The 18,927-nt window shown below is 66.5% G+C and carries 18 protein-coding genes; 3 read left to right on the forward strand and 15 right to left on the reverse strand.

What is annotated here, in order from left to right:
* Positions 1-17: 17 nt before the first annotated feature.
* From IB278_RS17630 to IB278_RS17680, 11 genes are all read right to left on the reverse strand, one after another.
* Entirely contained in the window at positions 18-653 is a 636-nt protein-coding gene (locus IB278_RS17630; RefSeq protein WP_192324705.1) for a phosphoadenosine phosphosulfate reductase family protein, read from the reverse strand.
* Positions 654-674: 21 nt separating this feature from the next.
* Complete coding sequence (locus tag IB278_RS17635; protein WP_192324551.1) at positions 675-1,070, reverse strand: DUF934 domain-containing protein; 396 nt, start codon at positions 1,068-1,070, stop codon at positions 675-677.
* Entirely contained in the window at positions 1,067-2,845 is a 1,779-nt protein-coding gene (locus IB278_RS17640; RefSeq protein WP_145743707.1) for a nitrite/sulfite reductase, read from the reverse strand. The genes IB278_RS17635 and IB278_RS17640 overlap by 4 nt, the downstream gene beginning before the upstream one ends.
* 830 nt (positions 2,846-3,675) lie before the next feature.
* On the reverse strand, positions 3,676-4,497 hold the full coding sequence (locus IB278_RS17645; protein WP_192324553.1) for a M55 family metallopeptidase: 822 nt from the start codon (positions 4,495-4,497) through the stop codon (positions 3,676-3,678).
* Complete coding sequence (locus tag IB278_RS17650; RefSeq protein WP_145743712.1) at positions 4,494-5,570, reverse strand: P1 family peptidase; 1,077 nt, start codon at positions 5,568-5,570, stop codon at positions 4,494-4,496. The genes IB278_RS17645 and IB278_RS17650 overlap by 4 nt, the downstream gene beginning before the upstream one ends.
* Before the next feature lie 14 nt (positions 5,571-5,584).
* Entirely contained in the window at positions 5,585-6,505 is a 921-nt protein-coding gene (gene gsiD / locus IB278_RS17655) for a glutathione ABC transporter permease GsiD (RefSeq protein WP_027730556.1), read from the reverse strand.
* Positions 6,506-6,515: 10 nt separating this feature from the next.
* Positions 6,516-7,436 (reverse strand): glutathione ABC transporter permease GsiC, encoded by a 921-nt coding sequence (gsiC, locus tag IB278_RS17660; protein ID WP_145743714.1) that lies wholly within the window; start codon positions 7,434-7,436, stop codon positions 6,516-6,518.
* 79 nt (positions 7,437-7,515) lie between these two features.
* Positions 7,516-9,069, reverse strand: coding sequence for a glutathione ABC transporter substrate-binding protein GsiB (gsiB, locus tag IB278_RS17665; protein WP_192324554.1), 1,554 nt, complete (start codon positions 9,067-9,069; stop codon positions 7,516-7,518).
* A 70-nt stretch (positions 9,070-9,139) separates the two neighbouring features.
* Positions 9,140-11,017, reverse strand: coding sequence for a dipeptide ABC transporter ATP-binding protein (locus tag IB278_RS17670; RefSeq protein ID WP_192324556.1), 1,878 nt, complete (start codon positions 11,015-11,017; stop codon positions 9,140-9,142).
* A gap of 25 nt (positions 11,018-11,042) precedes the next feature.
* Positions 11,043-11,999 (reverse strand): isoaspartyl peptidase/L-asparaginase family protein, encoded by a 957-nt coding sequence (locus IB278_RS17675; RefSeq protein ID WP_192324558.1) that lies wholly within the window; start codon positions 11,997-11,999, stop codon positions 11,043-11,045.
* Complete coding sequence (locus tag IB278_RS17680; protein WP_145743721.1) at positions 11,996-12,961, reverse strand: MurR/RpiR family transcriptional regulator; 966 nt, start codon at positions 12,959-12,961, stop codon at positions 11,996-11,998. Before IB278_RS17680 ends, IB278_RS17675 begins: the two co-directional genes overlap by 4 nt.
* A gap of 242 nt (positions 12,962-13,203) precedes the next feature.
* On the opposite strand from IB278_RS17680, the gene IB278_RS17685 reads away from it, so the two are divergent.
* Positions 13,204-13,662, forward strand: a complete 459-nt coding sequence (locus IB278_RS17685; RefSeq protein ID WP_192324560.1) for a MerR family DNA-binding protein — start codon at positions 13,204-13,206, stop codon at positions 13,660-13,662.
* Positions 13,663-13,664: 2 nt separating this feature from the next.
* On the opposite strand, the gene IB278_RS17690 is transcribed toward IB278_RS17685, so the two are convergent.
* From IB278_RS17690 to IB278_RS17700, 3 genes are all read right to left on the reverse strand, one after another.
* Positions 13,665-14,123, reverse strand: coding sequence for a GNAT family N-acetyltransferase (locus IB278_RS17690; protein WP_192324562.1), 459 nt, complete (start codon positions 14,121-14,123; stop codon positions 13,665-13,667).
* Between the two features lie 99 nt (positions 14,124-14,222).
* Positions 14,223-14,786 (reverse strand): hypothetical protein, encoded by a 564-nt coding sequence (locus IB278_RS17695; RefSeq protein WP_192324564.1) that lies wholly within the window; start codon positions 14,784-14,786, stop codon positions 14,223-14,225.
* Positions 14,783-15,445: an N-acetylmuramoyl-L-alanine amidase gene (locus IB278_RS17700; RefSeq protein WP_192324566.1), complete on the reverse strand. Its 663-nt coding sequence runs from the start codon at positions 15,443-15,445 to the stop codon at positions 14,783-14,785. Before IB278_RS17700 ends, IB278_RS17695 begins: the two co-directional genes overlap by 4 nt.
* 265 nt (positions 15,446-15,710) lie before the next feature.
* On the opposite strand from IB278_RS17700, the gene IB278_RS17705 reads away from it, so the two are divergent.
* Positions 15,711-16,739, forward strand: coding sequence for an aldo/keto reductase (locus tag IB278_RS17705; protein WP_192324568.1), 1,029 nt, complete (start codon positions 15,711-15,713; stop codon positions 16,737-16,739).
* Here the strand turns inward: IB278_RS17705 and IB278_RS17710 are convergent.
* Positions 16,736-17,629 (reverse strand): LysR substrate-binding domain-containing protein, encoded by an 894-nt coding sequence (locus IB278_RS17710; RefSeq protein ID WP_012748096.1) that lies wholly within the window; start codon positions 17,627-17,629, stop codon positions 16,736-16,738. The genes IB278_RS17705 and IB278_RS17710 overlap by 4 nt on opposite strands.
* Positions 17,630-17,716: 87 nt before the next feature.
* Here IB278_RS17710 and IB278_RS17715 point away from each other — a divergent pair, with 87 nt between their 5' ends.
* A complete protein-coding gene (locus IB278_RS17715; RefSeq protein WP_192324569.1) occupies positions 17,717-18,889 on the forward strand; it encodes an NAD(P)/FAD-dependent oxidoreductase in 1,173 nt (390 codons plus the stop codon).
* The last annotated feature ends 38 nt before the right edge of the window (positions 18,890-18,927 follow it).

Here is an 18,927-nt window from a genome sequence, read left to right on the forward strand (position 1 = left end):
CGGTGCGGCGCGGACTCTCAGTGAGAGAGGTGCAGTCCGCACTCGCGGTCGTCTTCGCCCTTGGTAGGGTCCACGTAGTCGAAGTTGTTGGGCAGGCCGTGCGCTTCGCAGTACGCGTACAGGTCCTTGGACGACCAGTGCAGCAGCGGCGCGACCTTGATCAGGCCGTCGGGGTTGACGCTGACCGGGTCCATCTGCGCGCGCACGGCCGTGTCGGTGGCCCGAAGCGCGGTGAACCAGACCTTCGGTGCCGTCTCGCGCAGCGCGCGGGCAAAGGGCTCCAGCTTCACCTCTTCCGTGAAGGCGGCATGGCGCGGATCGTCGAGCGCCGGCGTCGGGCCCTCCACCGCTTCGCGATGCGCACGCGAGCGGCGCGGCAGGTAGATGTGCAGGTCCAGGCCCAGTTGCTTGGTCACCTCGTCGGCAAAGCGGTAGGTAGCCTCGGTGTTGTAGCCGTTGTCCATCCAGACCACGGGAACGTCGCGCCTGGCGCGCGTGACCATGTGCAGGATCACGGCCTCGAACGGGCGGAAATTGGTGGTGACGATCGCGCGCTGGCCGAGGCCGATGGCCCAGTCCACCAGGCCCTCGGCGTTGCGGCCGAGCTCGGCGTTGATGCGTGCGAAATCGATGTCCGTGGTGGCGATGCTCATGTCGATGGTTCCCATGCGGGCTCAGGTGCCGGCCGCGAAGTGCGGCGCGGGCTGCACCGCATCGCCCTGGTAGAAGGCCGAGAAGCGGTCGAACTGGCGCTGTGCATCGGTGGCGTCCACGCCTTCCTTCAGCACGGCGCTCGAGAAGCCGGTGCGTTCCATCTGCACCAGCTGGTCGATCAGCACGTCGCCGGTGGCGCGGATGTCGCCCTTGAAGCCGAGCCGGCGGCGCAGCAGAAAGGCCTGGCTGTAGGCGCGGCCATCGGTGAACTTCGGAAAGTTCAGGTCGATGCGCTCGATGTCTTCCAGGCACACCTCGATGGCGAGCGGATCGGCATCGTTGGGCAGCTGCAGCACCTTCGGGTCACCGTCGTCGACGTGTTCTTCGGCGGAAAGAATGTGCAAGGTCTTTTTCATGCCGCTTCCTCCACCTTGAAGCGTGCACCGTTGGCCGCGGCCTTGAACGGGTCGTGGCCGACGCGGCGCAGGGTGTCGATGAAGGTCTCGCCGCCTTCGCGGGTGTCGCGGTAGGTGGTGAGCACGGCCTCGATCACGCCCGGCACTTCGGCCGCCGAGAACGAGGGGCCGACCACCTTGCCGGCCTGCGGCGCACCGCTGAGGGCCGAGCCGTCGGAGCCGCCGAGGGTGACCTGGTACCACTCCTTGCCGTCCTTGTCGACGCCCAGGATGCCGATATGGCCGCTGTGGTGGTGGCCGCAGGAGTTGATGCAGCCGCTGATGTGCAGGTCGATCTCGCCCAGGTCGTCGAGCTCGTCGAGGTCCTGGTAGCGCTCGGTGATGGCTTCGGCGATGGGAATGGAGCGTGCATTGGCCAGCGCGCAGAAGTCGCCGCCGGGGCAGGCGATCATGTCGGTCAGCAGGTGCACGTTGGCGCTCGCAAAGCCGGCCGCGCGGGCGGCGAGCCACAGCGCGTGCAGGTCTTCGGCATGCACCCAGGGCAGCACGATGTTCTGGTCGTGCGTGACGCGGGCTTCACCGGCCGAGAAGCGGTCGGCCAGTTCGGCGAGCGTGTCGAGCTGGGCGGCCGATGCATCGCCGGGCGCCTGCTTCAGGCGCTTGAAAGAGAGCGTGACGGCGCGCAGCGCGGGGTTTTTGTGCGCGGCCACGTTGCGGGCCAGCCAGCGCGCGAACATCACGTCGTCGGCGGCGTGGGCACGCAGCTCGGCATCGGTCTTCTCGGCGCTTTGCAGCACGCGGGTGGCGAGCGTCGGCGGCACGAAGGAGGCGGCCACGCGGTCGAACTCTTCCTGCGTGATGGTGTGCGGCGCACCGTCGTGCTCGATGATCTGCTTGTACTCGGCCTCGACGTCGTCGATGTAGCGCTGGCCTTCGGCCTTCACCAGGATCTTGATGCGCGCCTTGTAGATGTTGTCGCGGCGGCCATAGCGGTTGTAGACCCGGATCACCGCTTCGAGGTAATTCATGATCTGCTGCCACGGCAGGAACTCGCGCAGCACGGTGCCGATGATGGGCGTGCGGCCCATGCCGCCGCCCACCTGCACGCGGAAGCCGATCTCGCCCGCCTCGTTCTTCACGAGCTTCAGGCCCACGTCGTGCCAGCCGGTGGCGGCGCGGTCTTCGGCGGCGCCGGTGATCGCGATCTTGAACTTGCGCGGCAGGAAGGCGAATTCAGGGTGCAGCGTGCTCCACTGGCGCATGATTTCGGCGTAGGGGCGCGGATCCGCGATTTCGTCGACCGCGATGCCGGCGCGCTCGTCGCTCGTGATGTTGCGGATGCAGTTGCCGCTGGTCTGGATGCCGTGCATGTCGACCGAAGCCAGCAGGTCCATCACGTCGGCCGACTTCGACAGCGGAATCCAGTTGTACTGGACGTTCTGGCGGGTCGAGAAGTGGGCGTAGTGCGTGGGGAGCTTGTGGCTGCCGAGCAGGCCCTGCGTCTCGATGGCCTTGCGGTAGACCTCGGCTTCGGGCTCGTCGTACTCGCGGGCGATCTTGGCCAGCACGCGCAGCTGGCGGCTCGAAAGCTCGCCGTACGGCACGGCCACGCGCAGCATCGGCGCGTAGCGCTGCACGTACCAGCCGTTCTGCAGCCGCAGGGGGCGGAACTCGTCTTCGTGGAGGCGGCCCTTTTGCCAGCGTTCGAGCTGGTCTCGGAACTGGGCAGCCCGCTGATGGACGAACTGGCGATCGAATTCTGTGTATTGGTACATCGTGTGATCTTCTTGAAGAAGTGCGGTGCCGCACGTACAACGGGGCGCCCCAGCAAGAAGCCGAGATTCTGAAACCCGGCCTTATGGAAGCAAACTATTTTTTGGTTCGGGCTTTATGCGGATAAGCTTATTCTTCAATGGGCATGCGGGTTTCGGGGCGGTTGGATGCTTATTCTGGATAAGGGGGAAGGGGCTTGGTTGGAGGTGGATGAGGGGTTTTGGGGCGGGGTGTTTTGGGGTTCCGGGGCCGGGTCTCGCCCCGGCGGGCGAGCTACTTTCTTTTGCTTCGCCAAAAGAAAGTAGCCAAAGAAAAGGCGACCCCACTGTCTGCGACCCTTCGCTTCGCTACGGGCAACCTGCGGTGCTCGGGTTTCGCGGGGTCTCGCAGAACTCGCTTCGCTCAGACAGCTGCGAGCCCTGATCCGCGAAACCCTGCGCTCCTCGGCGCAGCCAGAGGGGAGGGCAAACCGAACGGGCCATTGCTGCGCTCGGCCGCCAAGCCACCGCAGGCGCGCAGCGCCTGCGGTGGTTGGGATTGAGTTGGGCTGTTGGTCTTGGGGCCGAGCGAAGCGAAGGCTGCCCGCTCCCACCCCTTCTGGCTGCGCCGAGGAGCGCAGATGGAGGCGGGATCAGGGCCGCAGCTGTCTGAGCGGAACGCAGTGGAGCGAGTTCTGCGGACCCCCGCCGGAGTCGAGCACCGCAGGTTGCCCGCAGCGAAGCGGAGGGACGCAGACAGCAGGGGTCGCCTTTCTTTGCTTACTTTCTTTGGCGAAGCAAAGAAAGTGAGTCGCCCGCCGGGGCGAGTCCCGGCCCCGGAACCCCAAAAAAACTCAACGCAACATCGAAGACATCGCCGAACAGCAGTTCAGCATCCGCACCGCGGCCTCGACTGTCTCAGCGGAAAACCGCAGCGTGACACCGTCGATGCGTTCGAACGACGGCCACTGGCAGAACAGATCCGCCATCATCGGCGACTGCGTGCGCAGAGTGACCACCTGCGGTCCCTTGAACACCAATGGCCTCGCATTGCCGCGCGCAGCCAGCGCCTCGGCCACGCCGGCCCGGATGGCGGCGCGCGACTGTTCGGGCGACAGCGACACCCCGCTGTTGAACCCCGTGGCACGCTTGGTCTGCACGAAGGTCGCGTGCGGAAAGAGCGCCCGGTTCTCGGCAATGAACACATCGTCCCCGCTGGCCATCACCACCGGCACGCCGTATTCGCCGGCCAGTGCGCCATAGAGCCCGGCCTCGCCCAGTTCCTGGTCGCCGAGCCGGATGCCTGCAAAGGCAAAGCTGTTGATGGTGTGGGCGAGGATGCCGCGTCCCTGAGCGCGCGAGTGGTAGCCCACCATGCAGACGGCGTCCATGCCTTCCTCTTCCACGCCGGCCACCATGCTCAGGTAGCGCGGCTTGCCCTGCACCACGCGGGCGCGCGCATCGAGCACGTCGGGCGGCATGTTGCGAAAGCCGCCATGCGAATCGTTGACCAGCACCTCGGTGGCGCCGGCCTCGAAGGCGCCGGCAACGGCCGCGCTCGCCTCGTGCGCCATCAGCAGGCGCGCGCGTTCGTACTCGGGGTTGCCCGGCCGGGCCTGCTCGTGGTGGTAGACGCCCGCAACGCCTTCGATGTCGGTGGAGATCAGGACTTTCATGGGAGGGGGTGCGGTTGCGCGAAGGAAGAGGAAAGGGAAGAGGGCGGCAGCAGTTCCGACAGCGCCGCCCGGTGATGGCCATCGCGGCCCGTCACGGCCGTGGCGCGCCAGAGCGCATGCAGGATCGCCTGCTCGGTGCTGTCGGCGGCGGCCTGGAAGAGGCCGTCGAGCAACCCGTCGTGCACCATCGCGATGGCCGGCATCGGGCGGTCGACGCGGTCGGGTACGGTGTAGGCGGTCGAAAAGGCCAGCACGATGTCGCCGCTGCCATGGCCGAAGACCGAACCGGTGCGCGCCAGCCCCGCGCCCGCGCGCAGCGCGAGGCGGCGCAGCTGGCGTGCGTCGAGCGGTGCATCGGTGGCGACCACGATGATGATCGAGCCCTTCTCGGGCTCCCTGCATTCGCGCGTGCCGTGCGCGGCCAGCCGTTCGCCGACCGGATGGCCGGCCAGCACCAGCTGCGGCTGGCGCCCGTAGTTCGCCAGCACCAGCGTGCCCACGGTGTGCAGCCCGCCCCCGGGCGCCGAGATGCGCCGCGAGGCACTGCCGATGCCGCCCTTGAGCTGGAAGCTCGACATGCCGCGCCCCGCGCCGACCGAACCCTGCGCAAAGTCGGCGCCGGCGCTCTCGAGTGCGTGCAGGTAGTCCGCCTCGGTCACGGCCAGCCGCTGGATGTCGTTGAGAAAGCCGTCGTTGCACTCGAAGACCAGCGGATTCACCGTCGGCAGCGACCGTCCGCTCTCGGGGTTGGCCGCAAGGCAATGGCGAATCTGCGCCGTCGCCACCGTGCCGACCGAAAAAGTGTTGGTCAGCGCAATCGGCGTCTCCAGCACGCCGAGCTCCGCGAGCTGCACCAGCCCCACGCTCTTGCCGAAGCCGTTGAGCACCACGGCGGCGGCCGGCACCTTGTCGCGGAACGGATCGCCCGCATGCGGACGGATCACCGTCACGCCGGTCTGCACGCCGCCGTCGTCGAGCGTCCGGTGGCCGACCGTGATGCCTTCGACGTCGGTGATGGCGTTGCGCGCGCCTTGCAGCAGGGTGCCGATGTAGGGCAGGGGGGTCGCTGGCATGAAGACAGATCGAATTATTCGCGGTCGATCTTCGGATCGAGCGCGTCGCGCAGCGCATCGCCCAGCAGGTTGAACGCCAGCACGGTGAAGAAGATGGCCAGGCTCGGGAACAGCGCCACGTGCGGCGAGGTCACCATGTCGGCGCGGGCTTCGCTGAGCATCGCGCCCCATTCGGGCGTGGGCGGCTGCGCGCCCATGCCCAGGAACGAGAGGCTGGCGGCCGTAATGATCGAGGTGCCCACGCGCATCGAGAAGTACACGACGATCGAAGAGATCGTGCCCGGCAGGATGTGCCGCACGATGATGGTCCAGTCCGACGCGCCGATGCTGCGTTCGGCCTCGATGTAGGTCTGCTGCTTGAGCACCAGCGTGTTGCCGCGCACCAGGCGCGCGAAGGCCGGCACGCTGAACACCGACACCGCCACCACCACGTTGGTCATGCTGCTGCCGAGGATGGCGACCACCCCCAGTGCCAGAAGAATGCCGGGGAAGGCAAAGAGCACGTCGGAGATGCGCATCACGATGCGGTCCCACCAGCCTTCGTAGTAGCCCGCGAGCAGGCCGAAGGCCGTGCCGACGAAACCGCCCACCAGCACCGAGAGAAAGCCCGCCATCAGCGAGATGCGCGCCCCCATCAGGATGCGGCTGAAGATGTCGCGGCCCAGCGGATCGACGCCGAACCAGTGCGTGGCCGAAGGCCCCGTGTTCAACATGTCGTAGTCGAAGAAGTTCTCCGGGTCGAAGGGCACGATCCACGGCGCGAACACCGCGACGAACACCAGCAGCAGCACGAACAGCGCGGCAACGATGCCCACGGGCTGCTTCTTGAAGCGGCGCCAGCATTCGCCCCAGGGCGTGCGGACCTTGCCCGCGGTTTGAACCGCCACCACGGGCGGAGTGATCGATTCGGCGGTCACGCCAGTAGCTTGCGTCATGGCTTCCTGCTCACTTGTAGCGGATGGTGGGATTGATGTAGCCGTAGAGCACATCGACCACGAGGTTGATCAGGATGAATTCGAGCGAGAACAGCAGCACCAGCGTCTGGATCACGGGGTAGTCGCGCATCTGCACGGCATCGACCAGCAGGCGGCCGAGGCCCGGCCAATTGAAGACCGCCTCGACCAGGATCGAGCCACCCAGCAGGAAGCCGAACTGCAGGCCCATCATCGTGACCACCGGGATCAGCGCGTTGCGCAGGCAATGCTTGATGATGACGGTGCGCTCGCGCACGCCCTTGGCACGCGCGGTGCGAACGAAATCTTCCTGGATCACTTCGACGAACGAAGCGCGCGTGAAGCGCGCCATCACCGCGGCCACCGCGGCGCCCAGCGTGATCGAGGGCAGGATGTAGTGCTTCCAACTGCTCGCGCCCACCGTGGGCAGCCAGCCGAGCTGGACCGAGAAGATCTGCATCAGCAGCATGCCGAGGGCAAATGCGGGAAACGAAATGCCCGACACGGCCAGCGTCATGCCCAGCCGGTCGGGCCATTGGTTGCGGAACACCGCAGAGACGATGCCGATGCCCATGCCGAAGATCACGGCCCACACCATGCTGGTGATGGTCAGCATCACCGTCGGGAAGAAGCGCTCGCCGATCTCCATCGACACCGGCCGCCGCGTGCGGATCGAGGTGCCGAAGTCGCCCTGCAGCATGTGGGTGAAGAAGCTCACGAACTGCTGGGGCAGCGGCTTGTCGAGGCCGAGTTCTGCGCGGACCATGGCCACGGTCTGCTCGTCGGCGTCCTGGCCGGCGGCGAGGCGCGCCGGATCGCCGGGCAGCATGTGGACGAACAGGAACACCAGCACCGCCACGATGAGCAGCGTGGGGATCAGGCCCAACAGTCGTTTGAGGAAGTAATTCAGCATGGGTGCGGTTGCCGCGAGCGGGCGATGGCGCAGTGCCACCGCCCGCCGGGCAGTCAGTCAGGAAACGAAGGAGCCGGGATCAGTTCGACACGGCGATGGCGTCGATGTTGATGTTGCCGTCAGGCATCACGAACACGCCCGAGAGACGCTTGGCGTGTGCCGACAGGTTCTGCTCGGTGATCATCGGCACGCGCGGCAGGTCCTTGCGGATCTCTTCCTGCGCGGTCTTGTACAGCGCAGTGCGTTCCTTCTCGTCCGTGGTCACCAGCGCCTTGGCCAGCGCGTTGTCGACCACCTCGCTCTTGTAGAACGACATGTTGTTCAGCTTGGGCGCCCAGGCTTCCGAGGCGAACAGCGGGCGCAGGCCCCAGTCGGCTTCACCGGTCGACGACGACCAGCCGGTGTAGTACATGCGGACCTTGGCCGTCTTCGGATCGGGCCATGCATCGACCTGCTCGGTGCGCTGGCCCACTTCGAGCGCCTGCACCTGCAGCTTGATGCCGATCTGCGCGAGCTGCTGCTGCACGAACTGGATCGTCTTCTGGCTGGTCGTGTTGTTGTAGGCGCTCCACAGCACCGACTCGAAGCCGTCGGGGTAGCCGGCTTCCTTCATCAGTTCCTTGGCCTTCTTCAGGTCGTAGGGAATGGGAGCCATCTTCTCGGCGTACTTCACGCCCTGAGGCAGCACGCCCTGCGCGGGAAAGGCATAGCCGCCGAAGGCGACCTTGGCCAGCGCTTCCTTGTTGATGGCGTAGCCGATGGCTTCGCGCACCTTCGGGTTGTCGTAGGGCTTCTGCAGCATGTTGAATGCCAGGAAGCGCGTGATGATCGAGGGCGTGGCCACCACTTCGAGCTTCTCGCTCTTCTTCAGCAGGTCGGCCTGCTCATAGGGGATGGGGAATGCGAAGTCGGCCTCGCCGGTCTGCAGCATCGCGGCGCGCGTGTTGTTCTCGAGCACCGGCTTCCACGATACGTTGTCGACCTTCGGGTAGCCCTTCTTCCAGTAGCCGTCGAACTTCTTGGCCTTGACGGCTTCGGTCTGCTTCCATTCGACGAACTCGAAGGGGCCCGTGCCCACGGGGTGGAAGGCGATGTCCTTGTTGCCCCACTTCTTCAGCGCGGTGGGCGAGATCATGGCGGCCGATGCGTGGGCCAGCGAGTTGATGAAGGGGCCGAAGGGCTCCTTCAGCGTGACGCGAACGGTGCTGGGGTTGACCACGTCGACCTTGCTCACGCGGTTGAACTGGTTGTAGCGCAGCAGCTTGTTGTCCTGGTTCAGCACGCGGTCGAGCGTGAACTTCACGGCCTCGGCGTTGAAGTCGGTGCCGTCATGGAACTTGACGCCGGTGCGCAGCTTGATGGTGTAGACCAGGCCGTCCTTCGAGACGTCGTAGCTCTCGGCGAGCACGTTCTGCACCTTCAGGTCCTTGTCGAACTGGAACAGGCCTTCATAGAAGGTCTTGGTCACGGCCGTGGTGATGGTGGTGTTGGTGTTGTACGGGTCCAGCGTTTCCGGCTGGTAGCCGATCGACAGCACCACGTCTTTCGCGGCCAGTGCCGTGCCCGATGCAGCCAGTGCGGCCAGGCCCAGCAGTGCCGATGCCCATCGCAGGGAGGAAGAAGATTGCTTCATGGAAAGAAACTCCAGTCGGTTCGAGAAAAAAAGCAGGAGGGCCTGCGGGTTGAAAAAATCTGCCGGTCGCTCAGAAGGCGCCGCCGATGGCGTGCCGCGCCACGAAGTGGCCCGGCGCCACCTGCACCAGCGGCGGCACGTCGGGTTCGTCGCCCACGGCGCGGATCGGGCTCGGGATCTCGCCTTCGAGCAGCGCGCGCGGCTTGTGGCGGCGCGACGGGTCGGCCACCGGCACCGCCGCCATCAGCTTGCGGGTGTAGGCATGCTGCGGCGCTTCGAACACCGCGCGGCGCGGACCGATCTCGACGATCTGCCCGAGGTACATCACGGCCACGCGGTGGCTGATGCGCTCGACCACCGCCATGTCGTGCGAGATGAAGAGGAAGGCCACGCCCAGCTCGCGCTGCAGGTCGAGCATGAGGTTGACGATCTGCGCCTGGATCGACACGTCCAGCGCCGACACCGATTCGTCCGCCACCACCACCTTGGGGTTGAGCGCGAGGGCGCGCGCGATGGCGATGCGCTGCCGCTGGCCGCCCGAGAATTCGTGCGGATAGCGCTGCGCCACCTCGGGCGGCAGGCCGACCTTCTGCAGCAGCCAGTCGACGCGCTGCTGCGCTTCCGCGCCCTTGGCGATGTTGTGGATCAGCAGCGGCTCCATGATCGAGAAGCCGACCGTCACGCGCGGATCGAGCGAGGCGAACGGGTCCTGGAAGATGAACTGGATGTTGCGGCGCAGCGCCTGCAGCTCGCGCGTGGGCAGGTCGCGGATGTTCTGGCCGCCGAACTCGATCGCGCCGCTCTGGCTCTCGACCAGGCGCAGCAGCGAGCGGCCGGTGGTCGACTTGCCGCAGCCCGATTCGCCGACCAGCGCCAGCGTCTCGCCGGGGTAGAGGTCGAAGCTGATCTTTTCCACCGCATGCACGCGGCGCTTCACGCGGCCGAACAAGCCGCTGCGCACGTCGAAGCGCGTGACGAGGTCGCGCACGCGCAGGATCGGGCCGGCGCCTTCGCGCACGGTGCTCTGCGGCGTGGTGCTTGTGCAGGGCACGGTCTCGGGCGTGCCCTCGGTGCGCAGCAGCTCGAACTTGGCGGGCAGGTCAGTGCCCTGCATCGCGCCGAGCTTGGGCACGGCCGACAGCAGCGCTTTGGTGTAGGGGTGCTGCGGCGAAGCGAACACCGTATCGGAGCTGCCTGCTTCGACCTTGTCGCCGCGGTACATCACGAGCACGCGGTCGGCAATCTCGGCCACCACGCCCATGTCGTGCGTGATGAAGAGCACGCCCATGCGCATCTCCTTCTGCAGCTCGCGGATGAGCTGGAGGATCTGCGCCTGGATCGTCACGTCGAGCGCGGTGGTGGGCTCGTCGGCAATCAGCAGCTGCGGCTTGCACGACAGCGCCATCGCGATCATCACGCGCTGGCGCATGCCGCCCGAAAGCTGGTGCGGAAAGCGGTCGAGCACGTTGCGCGCTTCGGGAATGCGCACCAGCTCCAGCATGCGCAGCGCCTCGGCGCGTGCGGCCGCGTTGCTCTTGCCCTGGTGGATGCGGATGGCCTCGGCGATCTGTTCGCCCGCGGTGAACACCGGGTTGAGCGAGGTCATCGGCTCCTGGAAGATCATCGCGATGTCGGCGCCGCGGATGTTGCGCATCTCGGCGTCGCGCGCCTGCGCGAGGTCGAGCACTTCGCCGCTGCGGCGGCGAAACGCCATGCGCCCGCCCAGGATGCGGCCGCCGCCGTGCTCCACCAGCCGCATCAGCGCGAGCGAAGTCACCGACTTGCCCGAGCCCGACTCGCCGACCACCGCGAGCGTTTCGCCATGGTCGACATGGAAGGAGAGGTTCTTGACCGCATCGACGGTGCGCTCGGAGGTCGAGAAGCGCACGGTGAGGTCGTCGACGGCGAGAACGCGGCCGTCTGGCAGGGCGAGGGCAGGGGAGGACATGGTGCGAGAAAAAAACGTGTGCGTGTCAGGCGAAGATGGCGGTGCGGGGTGCTTCGTCGCCGCACGCGTGGCCGCGGTACATGCCTTCGGTGTTGAAGGCGAGGCTCAGGTTGCCGTGGCGGTCGATGGCGATCAGCCCGCCGGTGCCGCCGATGGCGGGCAGCGACTGGTGCACCACGGCGTGCGTGGCGGCTTCGAGTGTGGCGCCGCCATAGGCCATGCGCGCACAAATGTCGTAGGCGGCAGCGACGCGGATGAACATTTCGCCGCTGCCGGTGCACGAGACGGCAGCGGTGCGGTCGTCGGCATAGGTGCCGGCGCCGATCAGTGGCGAATCGCCGATGCGGCCGACGCGCTTGTTGGTCATGCCGCCGGTCGAGGTGGCGGCGGCGAGGTGGCCGTGCATGTCGAGCGCGACCGCACCGACGGTGCCGAACTTCTTGTCTTCGTCGAGCGGCGGCGTCATGGCCGCGCCTTCGTGGTCGGTCACCACGCGGCCGGTGTCGCGCACGCGGTAGAGCTGCTGGCGGCGCGCCTCGGTGGAGAAGAAGAAGGGCTCGACCATTTCGAGGCCGTGCTCGCGCGCGAAGGCTTCGGCGCCCGCGCCGGCCAGCAGCACGTGGGCGCCGTCCTCCAGCACGGCACGCGCGGCGCGCACCGGGCGGCGGATGTGGCAGACGCCGGCAATGGCGCCGGCGGCGAGCGTGGCGCCGTCCATCACGGCGGCATCGAGCTCATGGGTTTCCTCGTGCGTGAAGACCGCGCCGTGGCCCGCGTTGAAGAGCGGGCACTCTTCGAGCAGTTCGACCGCGAGGCAGGTGGCGTCGAGCGCGGATGCGCCCTTGAGCAGCTGTGCCTGTGCAGCCTGCACGATGCCCTGCAACGCGTCGTGGTAGGCCTGCGCCTGCGTCGCACTGGTCGTGGCGGCGCTGATGGTGCCGGCACCGCCGTGGATGGCGATGACGGGTGTGATGTTCTTCATCGGGAAGCTTTCTTCTTTTTCTGGCGAACGCCGGCCGGTAACGCGCCGACGGGCAGTGCCGAGGAGACTTCCGCCCGCGGCAGCCCTTGCGCGCCATGCAGCCAGGGCCGCACCGCCTGCAGGATGCGGCTCGCGGACTGCACCGCGCGCGGCGCACGCAGCGCCACCGCGCTGGTCAGCGCCTCGATCAATGCCAGCACGCTGGTTTCGCAGTTCGGCCGGTAGCTGGTCTCGGTCTGGCAATAGAGCGCCACGTCGGCCAGCGGCGCCAGCGGCGAACTCGGGCGGTCGGTCAGCGCCAGCACGGCGCAGCCCTGGCCCTTGGCGATCTGAGCCAGCGCCACCGTGTCGGTGAGATAGCGCGGAAAGGTCAGGCCGATGAACAGGTCCTGCGGGCCGGCATGCATCAGCGTGCGCGCCGCATGCGTGACGCCGCTGACGCTCGACAGCATCCGCACGTCGCTGCAGCTGCCGTCCAGCCCGTGTTGCAGCAGCCCGGCGAGCCAGGCGCTGGCGCCAAAGCCACCGATGTAGATCGAGCGCGCCTTCAGGATGCGCTGCACCGCGGCTTCGCAGGCGGCGTAGTCCAGCGACTGGCGCGTGGCTTCGATGTTGCGGCGGCTCTCGTCGAGCGCGGTGGCGAACACCTCGGCCACCGTGGTCGGGTGCTCGAGGTTGCCGCGCAGGCGCTCCACCGGCGCCACCAGCGATTCGAAGCCGCGCACGAGTTCGGCACGGAAGGTGGCGTAGCCGTCGAAGTCCAGCGCCCGCGCAAAGCGGTTGGCCGTGGCCACCGACACGCCCACCGCGGCCGCCAGTTCGTCGATGGGCAGCGTGGCCACCTGCAACGGGTGCTCCAGCACGAAGTCGGCCACCTGGCGGTGCGAACGCGTCAGCCGCGGCAGCGCCTGCGCAATGCGCTGGGCCACGGTGGTGCCATTGGTGTCGACGTTGGTGCTCATGGGGCGGGCGATGCACCTCGAAGGGTGCGCGCAATGAAAATGAATTTACAAATATATGTCAGTTAAGAAAATTTTCTGTCATTTTCGGACGATATTGCAAGTAGCGGGCCAGGAACGAGCGGCTTTGGCGCAAAACCAAGGGATTACCCTGATGCCGCCTTTGAGGCCCGCCGTGCGGCTTCTTGACTCTCCCACGGTGTGAAGGCCAAGACTCCGTTCTTTGGCTTTCGAAGGAGAACTCCATGGAACACCCCATGGCACTGGTTGTTGGGGCGCGCTTGTCTGTTGCCGAGGTTGTTGCCCGGTCCGGCGCGTCCGCGCAATTGCTGCGCGACTGCGAGTCGCTCGGGCTGCTCGACGGCATGGCGCGCAACGAAGAGGACGGCCGCCGCTATGACGAACGCGCCGTGTCCACACTGCGCTTCGCGCGAAGGGCGCACGCGCTGGGATTCGAAACACCGGAAGTCGCCGAGTTGCACGCGCTGTGGCGCGACGGGCATCGCGCGAGCTTCGATGTGAAGCGCATCGCGCTCGAACGGGCCGACGATCTGGCCCAGCGGATCGAGCAGCTCGCGCACATGCAGCGATTGCTGGAGCGCCTGGCCCACTGCTGCGACGGCGACGGTCGCCCGGAATGTCCCATCCTGGATGAGCTGGCCGGGCTCGAGGGGTTCGCCGGCTGCGAGGCGCGACGCGGGTAAGGTTACGGCGCCGCCTTCTCCTTCTGCATGAACACGCTCAACGGATCGTCGGGATAGTCGCCGAAGCGCTCGCGCCGCGCATACCCCGCACGCGCATAGAACGCGAGCGCCTCGGGCTGGCGCACGCCCGTCTCCAGCCGGAACACGGCGCATCCGCGCGCCGCCGCTTCGGCTTCGAGAAAGTCCAGCACCTTCGCGGCCACGCCTTGGCCGCGGTTCTGCGGCCGCACGTACATGCGCTTGAGTTCGCCATAGCCGGGGTTCATGACCAGGGCGCCGCAGCCGATGGCCGTGCCCGCCTCGTCGCGCGCGACTGCAAACAGCACGTGGGCCGCCGACAGCGCCGCAATGCCGATGCCGTAGTGGCTCTCGGGCGGGTACAGCGGCTTCTGGTACGCATCGAGGTCAGCGATGAGCTGGATGACGTCGGGCTGGTCGGGGCGTTCGAGGGCAACGTTCATGCGGAGGGATTCCGTTGGTTCGCGGAATCTTATGGCGCTCCTGGGGCCAAAAGAAAACCCGCCGAGGCGGGTTTGGGAGGTTTGGCCGTGGTTGGCGCGTCAGGGCTTTTCGCGGCTGGCCCGCAGCATCTTCAGCCGGTGCTCCGCCTCGCCCGGTGGAATCTTTCCTTCAGCCTCCAGTCCCTTCAGCCGCCGCTCATCAGCCCGATTCAGCGCGTCCTTCAGGAGAGCCATCTTGCGCGTTTTGCAAGGATCGCATTCGTAGAAGCCCGCGGGACTCCCTGTGAGTTTCATCTTTGCGTCGTACTCTGCGGTGCTGATCCGCCCCGTAGGTTCGATGCCCATGGCGAGGACTCTTCCGTTCTTGAACGTAACGAGCGCACTCCCTTCGCACCCTGTGGTGTCCGTGTTTTCGGGGGCGTAGGATTTCCACGAAACCCTGCGCATGTGCCGCAAGGCATACCGAACGTCCTCTTCTGTCAAGACGACATCGTCGCAGTTCAGGAAATCCTTGTTCTCCCAGGCAGTTCGGCGTGAAGGTTCGGTGACCTCCACTTTCTGCACATATGCGATGGGGTATCGCCTGTCGGCTGCCTGTGCCGAAGATGCTCCCACTGCCACAATCAGCGCCGCCACAGTCACGAAAATGCTTGTCTTGTTCATGGTGTTTGTACGGGTAGATTCCAATCCGCGCCCTGGGCTTCCGTTATGTTCTTCCTGCTGACCAGGGGGTGACGAAATACTTCACCCGGAGCGATTTGCATCGAATCCTCGAGCACGCTGACAAGCCACGAGAGGGATTGATTTTGAGCCGCGGTCGGCGTGTCGAAAATGCCGTACTTGCCTCGTAATTTCTCGAGCGGCCACTGTGCCTCATTCCCAGGTGGCTTCAACCCTACCGGCATCCTGGCCCTACCGACCATCTCTATTCCGATGGCTTCCATGTTGCTTGGATAGCGTTCACCGGGCGCCTTGCGCATTTCGATGCGGTGCATCGCATCCACGCCCACATTTGCATAGTCGCGCGGGGTGCACTTCCCCGTCACCAGACATCTCGCCTTCAGCGGCCCCACGTGATTCGTGCGCTGATAGATCGCCGCGGTCTGATAGATGGTCCCATCCGTATCGATGAGAAAGTGTGCGCCGTTCGCCTTCGGGCGCTTGTAGCTGTTCAGTGAAGACGCCGAGGTATCGGCGTCGGTTTGATGCACGACGATGCCCGTGATTGCACTGGTCCGCCTGCCTCGTTCGATTTCGGGGCTGCGAGCATTTCTGACTCGCGCGTGATTAATCATTCCGTTTGCGTCAATTTCGACAAGCATGCGGTTCCTCCTGAAAATTTATTAGTTGTCGATTCTCTTGAGAGGCGTTTCTTGCGAGATCAGATGCCACACAGATCACCACCTCGCGGCACATGCTACAGGCCACCGAAGGGGTTTCTGTGAAGGCTTTGTCAACTACTCCTGGCCAATGCTGCAAAGCCCATTCGCCCGGATGGGTTCATCGCTTGATCCAACAATGGCCGCCGACAAGCCGGTCAACCTTTCGGCTTTCTTCCTGAATCTGCAATTGCGAAGGAGCAGCACCTTGGAATACCGTCACCTCGGAAAATCAGGCCTCAAGGTCCCCGTATTGAGTTTTGGCACCGGCACTTTCGGCGGCAAGGGCGAGCTTTTCAGCGCCTGGGGCCAGACCGACGTGGCCGAGGCGCGCAAGCTGATCGACATCTGCCTGGAGGCGGGCGTCAACATGTTCGATAGCGCGGACATCTATTCGGCCGGCGCGGCCGAGTCGGTGCTCGGCGAGGCGATCAAGGGCCGCCCGCGCGACCAGCTCCTCATCTCGACCAAGGCCACCTTTCGCAGCGGCGAGGGGCCGAACGAGGTGGGATCGTCGCGCCACCACCTGGTGCGCGCGGTCGATGGCGCGCTCAGGCGCCTGGGCACCGACTACATCGACCTGTTCCAGCTGCATGGCTTCGATGCGGGCACGCCGGTGGAGGAAACGCTCGCCACGCTCGACGACCTGGTGCGCGCAGGCAAGCTGCGCTATGTGGGCGCGTCGAATTTCTCGGGTTGGCACCTGATGAAGTCGCTGGCGGTGGCCGAGCGCTACGGCTACGCGCGCTACGTGGCGCACCAGGCCTACTACTCGCTGGTCGGACGCGACTACGAATGGGAGCTGATGCCGCTCGCGCAGGACCAGGGCGTGGGCGCGGTGGTCTGGAGCCCGCTGGGGTGGGGCCGGCTCACCGGCAAGATCCGCCGCGGCCAGCCGCTGCCGGCCACCAGCCGCCTGCACGTGACGGCCGACATGGGGCCGCCGGTGCCCGACGAGCTGCTTTTTCGCGTGGTCGATGCGCTCGAGAAGGTCGGGGCCGAAGTCGGCAAGACCGTGCCGCAGGTGGCGCTCAACTGGTTGCTGCAGCGGCCGACCGTGTCGAGCGTGGTCATCGGCGCGCGCGACGAGGCGCAGCTTCGCCAGAACCTGGGCGCCGAGGGCTGGAAGCTCACGCCCGAGCAGGTCGCCGAGCTCGATGCGGCCAGCACCACGACGCGCGCCTATCCGTACTGGCACCAGCAGGGTTTCCTGGAGCGCAATCCCAACCCGGTCTAGGACGGCGCGAGTCCGAGGACCCAGCGCTCGAAGTGCTCCAGCGCCCCGGAAGCCGGGCGGCCTTCGGGGTAGGCGAAGTAGTAGCCCTGGCGCACTTCCAGGTGCCGGTCGATCGGGATCACGAGCTCGCCGGTGCGCAGCTCGCGCTCGATCAGGATGCGCGGCGCCAGGCCCACGCCCATGCCAGCAGCCGCGGCGGCGGTCACCATGGTGAAGAGCTCGTAGCGCGGCCCGCGCGAGGCGTGCACCGTGTAGTCCCAGCCCTGCTGCGCATACCAGTCGCGCCAGGCATGGGCGCGGGTGCCCAGGTGCACGTGTCGGCAGCGCTCGAAGGCCGATTCGTCCCACGGCCCGTTGGCGTCGCGGAAGGCGGGGCTGCAGACCGGCACCATCTGGCCTTCGGAAAAGATCAGCCCGCCCTGGGTGCCGGGCCAGAACTGGTCGCCGAAATAGATGGCCGCGTCGTAGGCGTTTTCCTGGAACGAGAAGGGCTGCGAGCGCGCCGAGAGATTGACGGTGATGTTGGGATGCCGCCGGCTGAAATCGGGCAGCCGCGGGATCAGCCATTGCGTGGCGAAGGTGGGCACCACGGCCACTTCGAGCACGAAGCCCATGTCGTGCCCGGCGCTGATCTCCTGCGTGTCGCGCCGGATCTGGTCGAGGTGGCGGCGGATGCGCGCCGCGTACTCGCGCCCGGTGTCGGTGAGCGTGAGGCGCCGCCGCACGCGCGAGAACAGCGCCACGCCCAGCCGCTGCTCCAGCGTGGCCACCTGCCGCCCGACGGCGCTTTGCGTCAGCGCGAGTTCGGCCGCCGCGCGGGTGAAGCTCCCCAGGCGCGCCGAGGCCTCGAAGGCCTGCAAGGCACCCAGGTTGGGAATGTCTTTTCTCATCGTTGCTATTCTGCGTGCCGGGCTCGCGATTTTTTGCGGCGGCTTGCGCGGATTGGACCTGTCGGCGAACAGCAAGAAAGGAATTTCATGCGTCGTGTGGTGATCATCGGCGGCGGTGCCATCGGCTCCGCCATCGCCTATTTTCTCAACCGGGATCCGCAGGAGGAACCGTTCGACGTCACCGTGGTCGAGCGCGATTTTTCGTACACGCAGGCTTCGTCGGCCTTGTCGGCCAGTTCGATCAGGCAGCAGTTTTCGAGCGCCATCAACATCGAGATGTCGCTCTACGGCATCGACTTCTTCCGCCACCTGGGCGAAAACCTGCGCGTCGGCGACAACGTGCCCGACATCGGGCTGGTCGAGCCGGGCTACCTGTACCTGGCGCCGCCGGAGGGCCTCGACGTACTGCGCGAGAACCACTCGGTGCAGAAGGCGCACGGCGTCGACGTGGTCCTGCTGGCGCCCGACGCGCTGCAGGCGCGCTTCCCGTGGATCTCGACCGAGGGCATTGCCCTGGCCTCGCTGGGCCTTTCGGGCGAGGGCTGGTACGACGGCTACAGCCTGTTGCAGGCCTTTCGCAAGAAAGCCATTTCGCAGGGCGCGCGCTATGTGCAGTTGCAGGCCACGGGATTGAAGCGCAGCGGCCGCGCGGTGGCGGGCGTGGAACTGGACATCGGCAACGTGCTGGAGGCCGACGTGGTGGTCAACGCCGCCGGCGCCTGGGCTGCCAGGGTGGCGGGCTGGGCCGGCATCGATCTGCCGGTGCGCGCGCGCCGCCGCATGGTGTTCAGCTTTTCGTGCCCCGAGACCCTGCCGGGCTGCCCGCTGGTGATCGACACTTCGGGCATCTGGCTGCGCCCCGAAGGCCGGCGCTTCATCTGCGGCTTTGCGCCGCCCCAGGACCGCGACCGCGACGACGCGCCGCTCGAAGTCGACTACCGCGTCTTCGACGATTTCATCTGGCCCGCACTGGCGCGCCGCGTGCCGGCCTTCGAAGCCATCCGCATGACCGGCGCATGGGCCGGCTACTACGAGATGAACCTGTTCGATCACAACGCGATCCTCGGCCTGCATCCGGACTGCGACAACCTGTTTTTCGCCAACGGCTTCTCCGGGCACGGGCTCCAGCAATGCCCGGCTGCCGGGCGCGGCGTGGCGGAACTCATCCGTTATGGCGAGTACCGCAGCCTCGACCTGTCGCCGGTGTCGTTCGCCCGGATTCTCGAGAACCGGCCGCTGGTCGAGAAGAACGTGATCTAGCCTCGGCGCGGGTGGAGGCGTACGATCTTTTGCCAAGC

The organism is Variovorax sp. VRV01 (assembly GCF_014852545.1).
GTDB lineage: Bacteria > Pseudomonadota > Gammaproteobacteria > Burkholderiales > Burkholderiaceae_C > Variovorax > Variovorax beijingensis_A.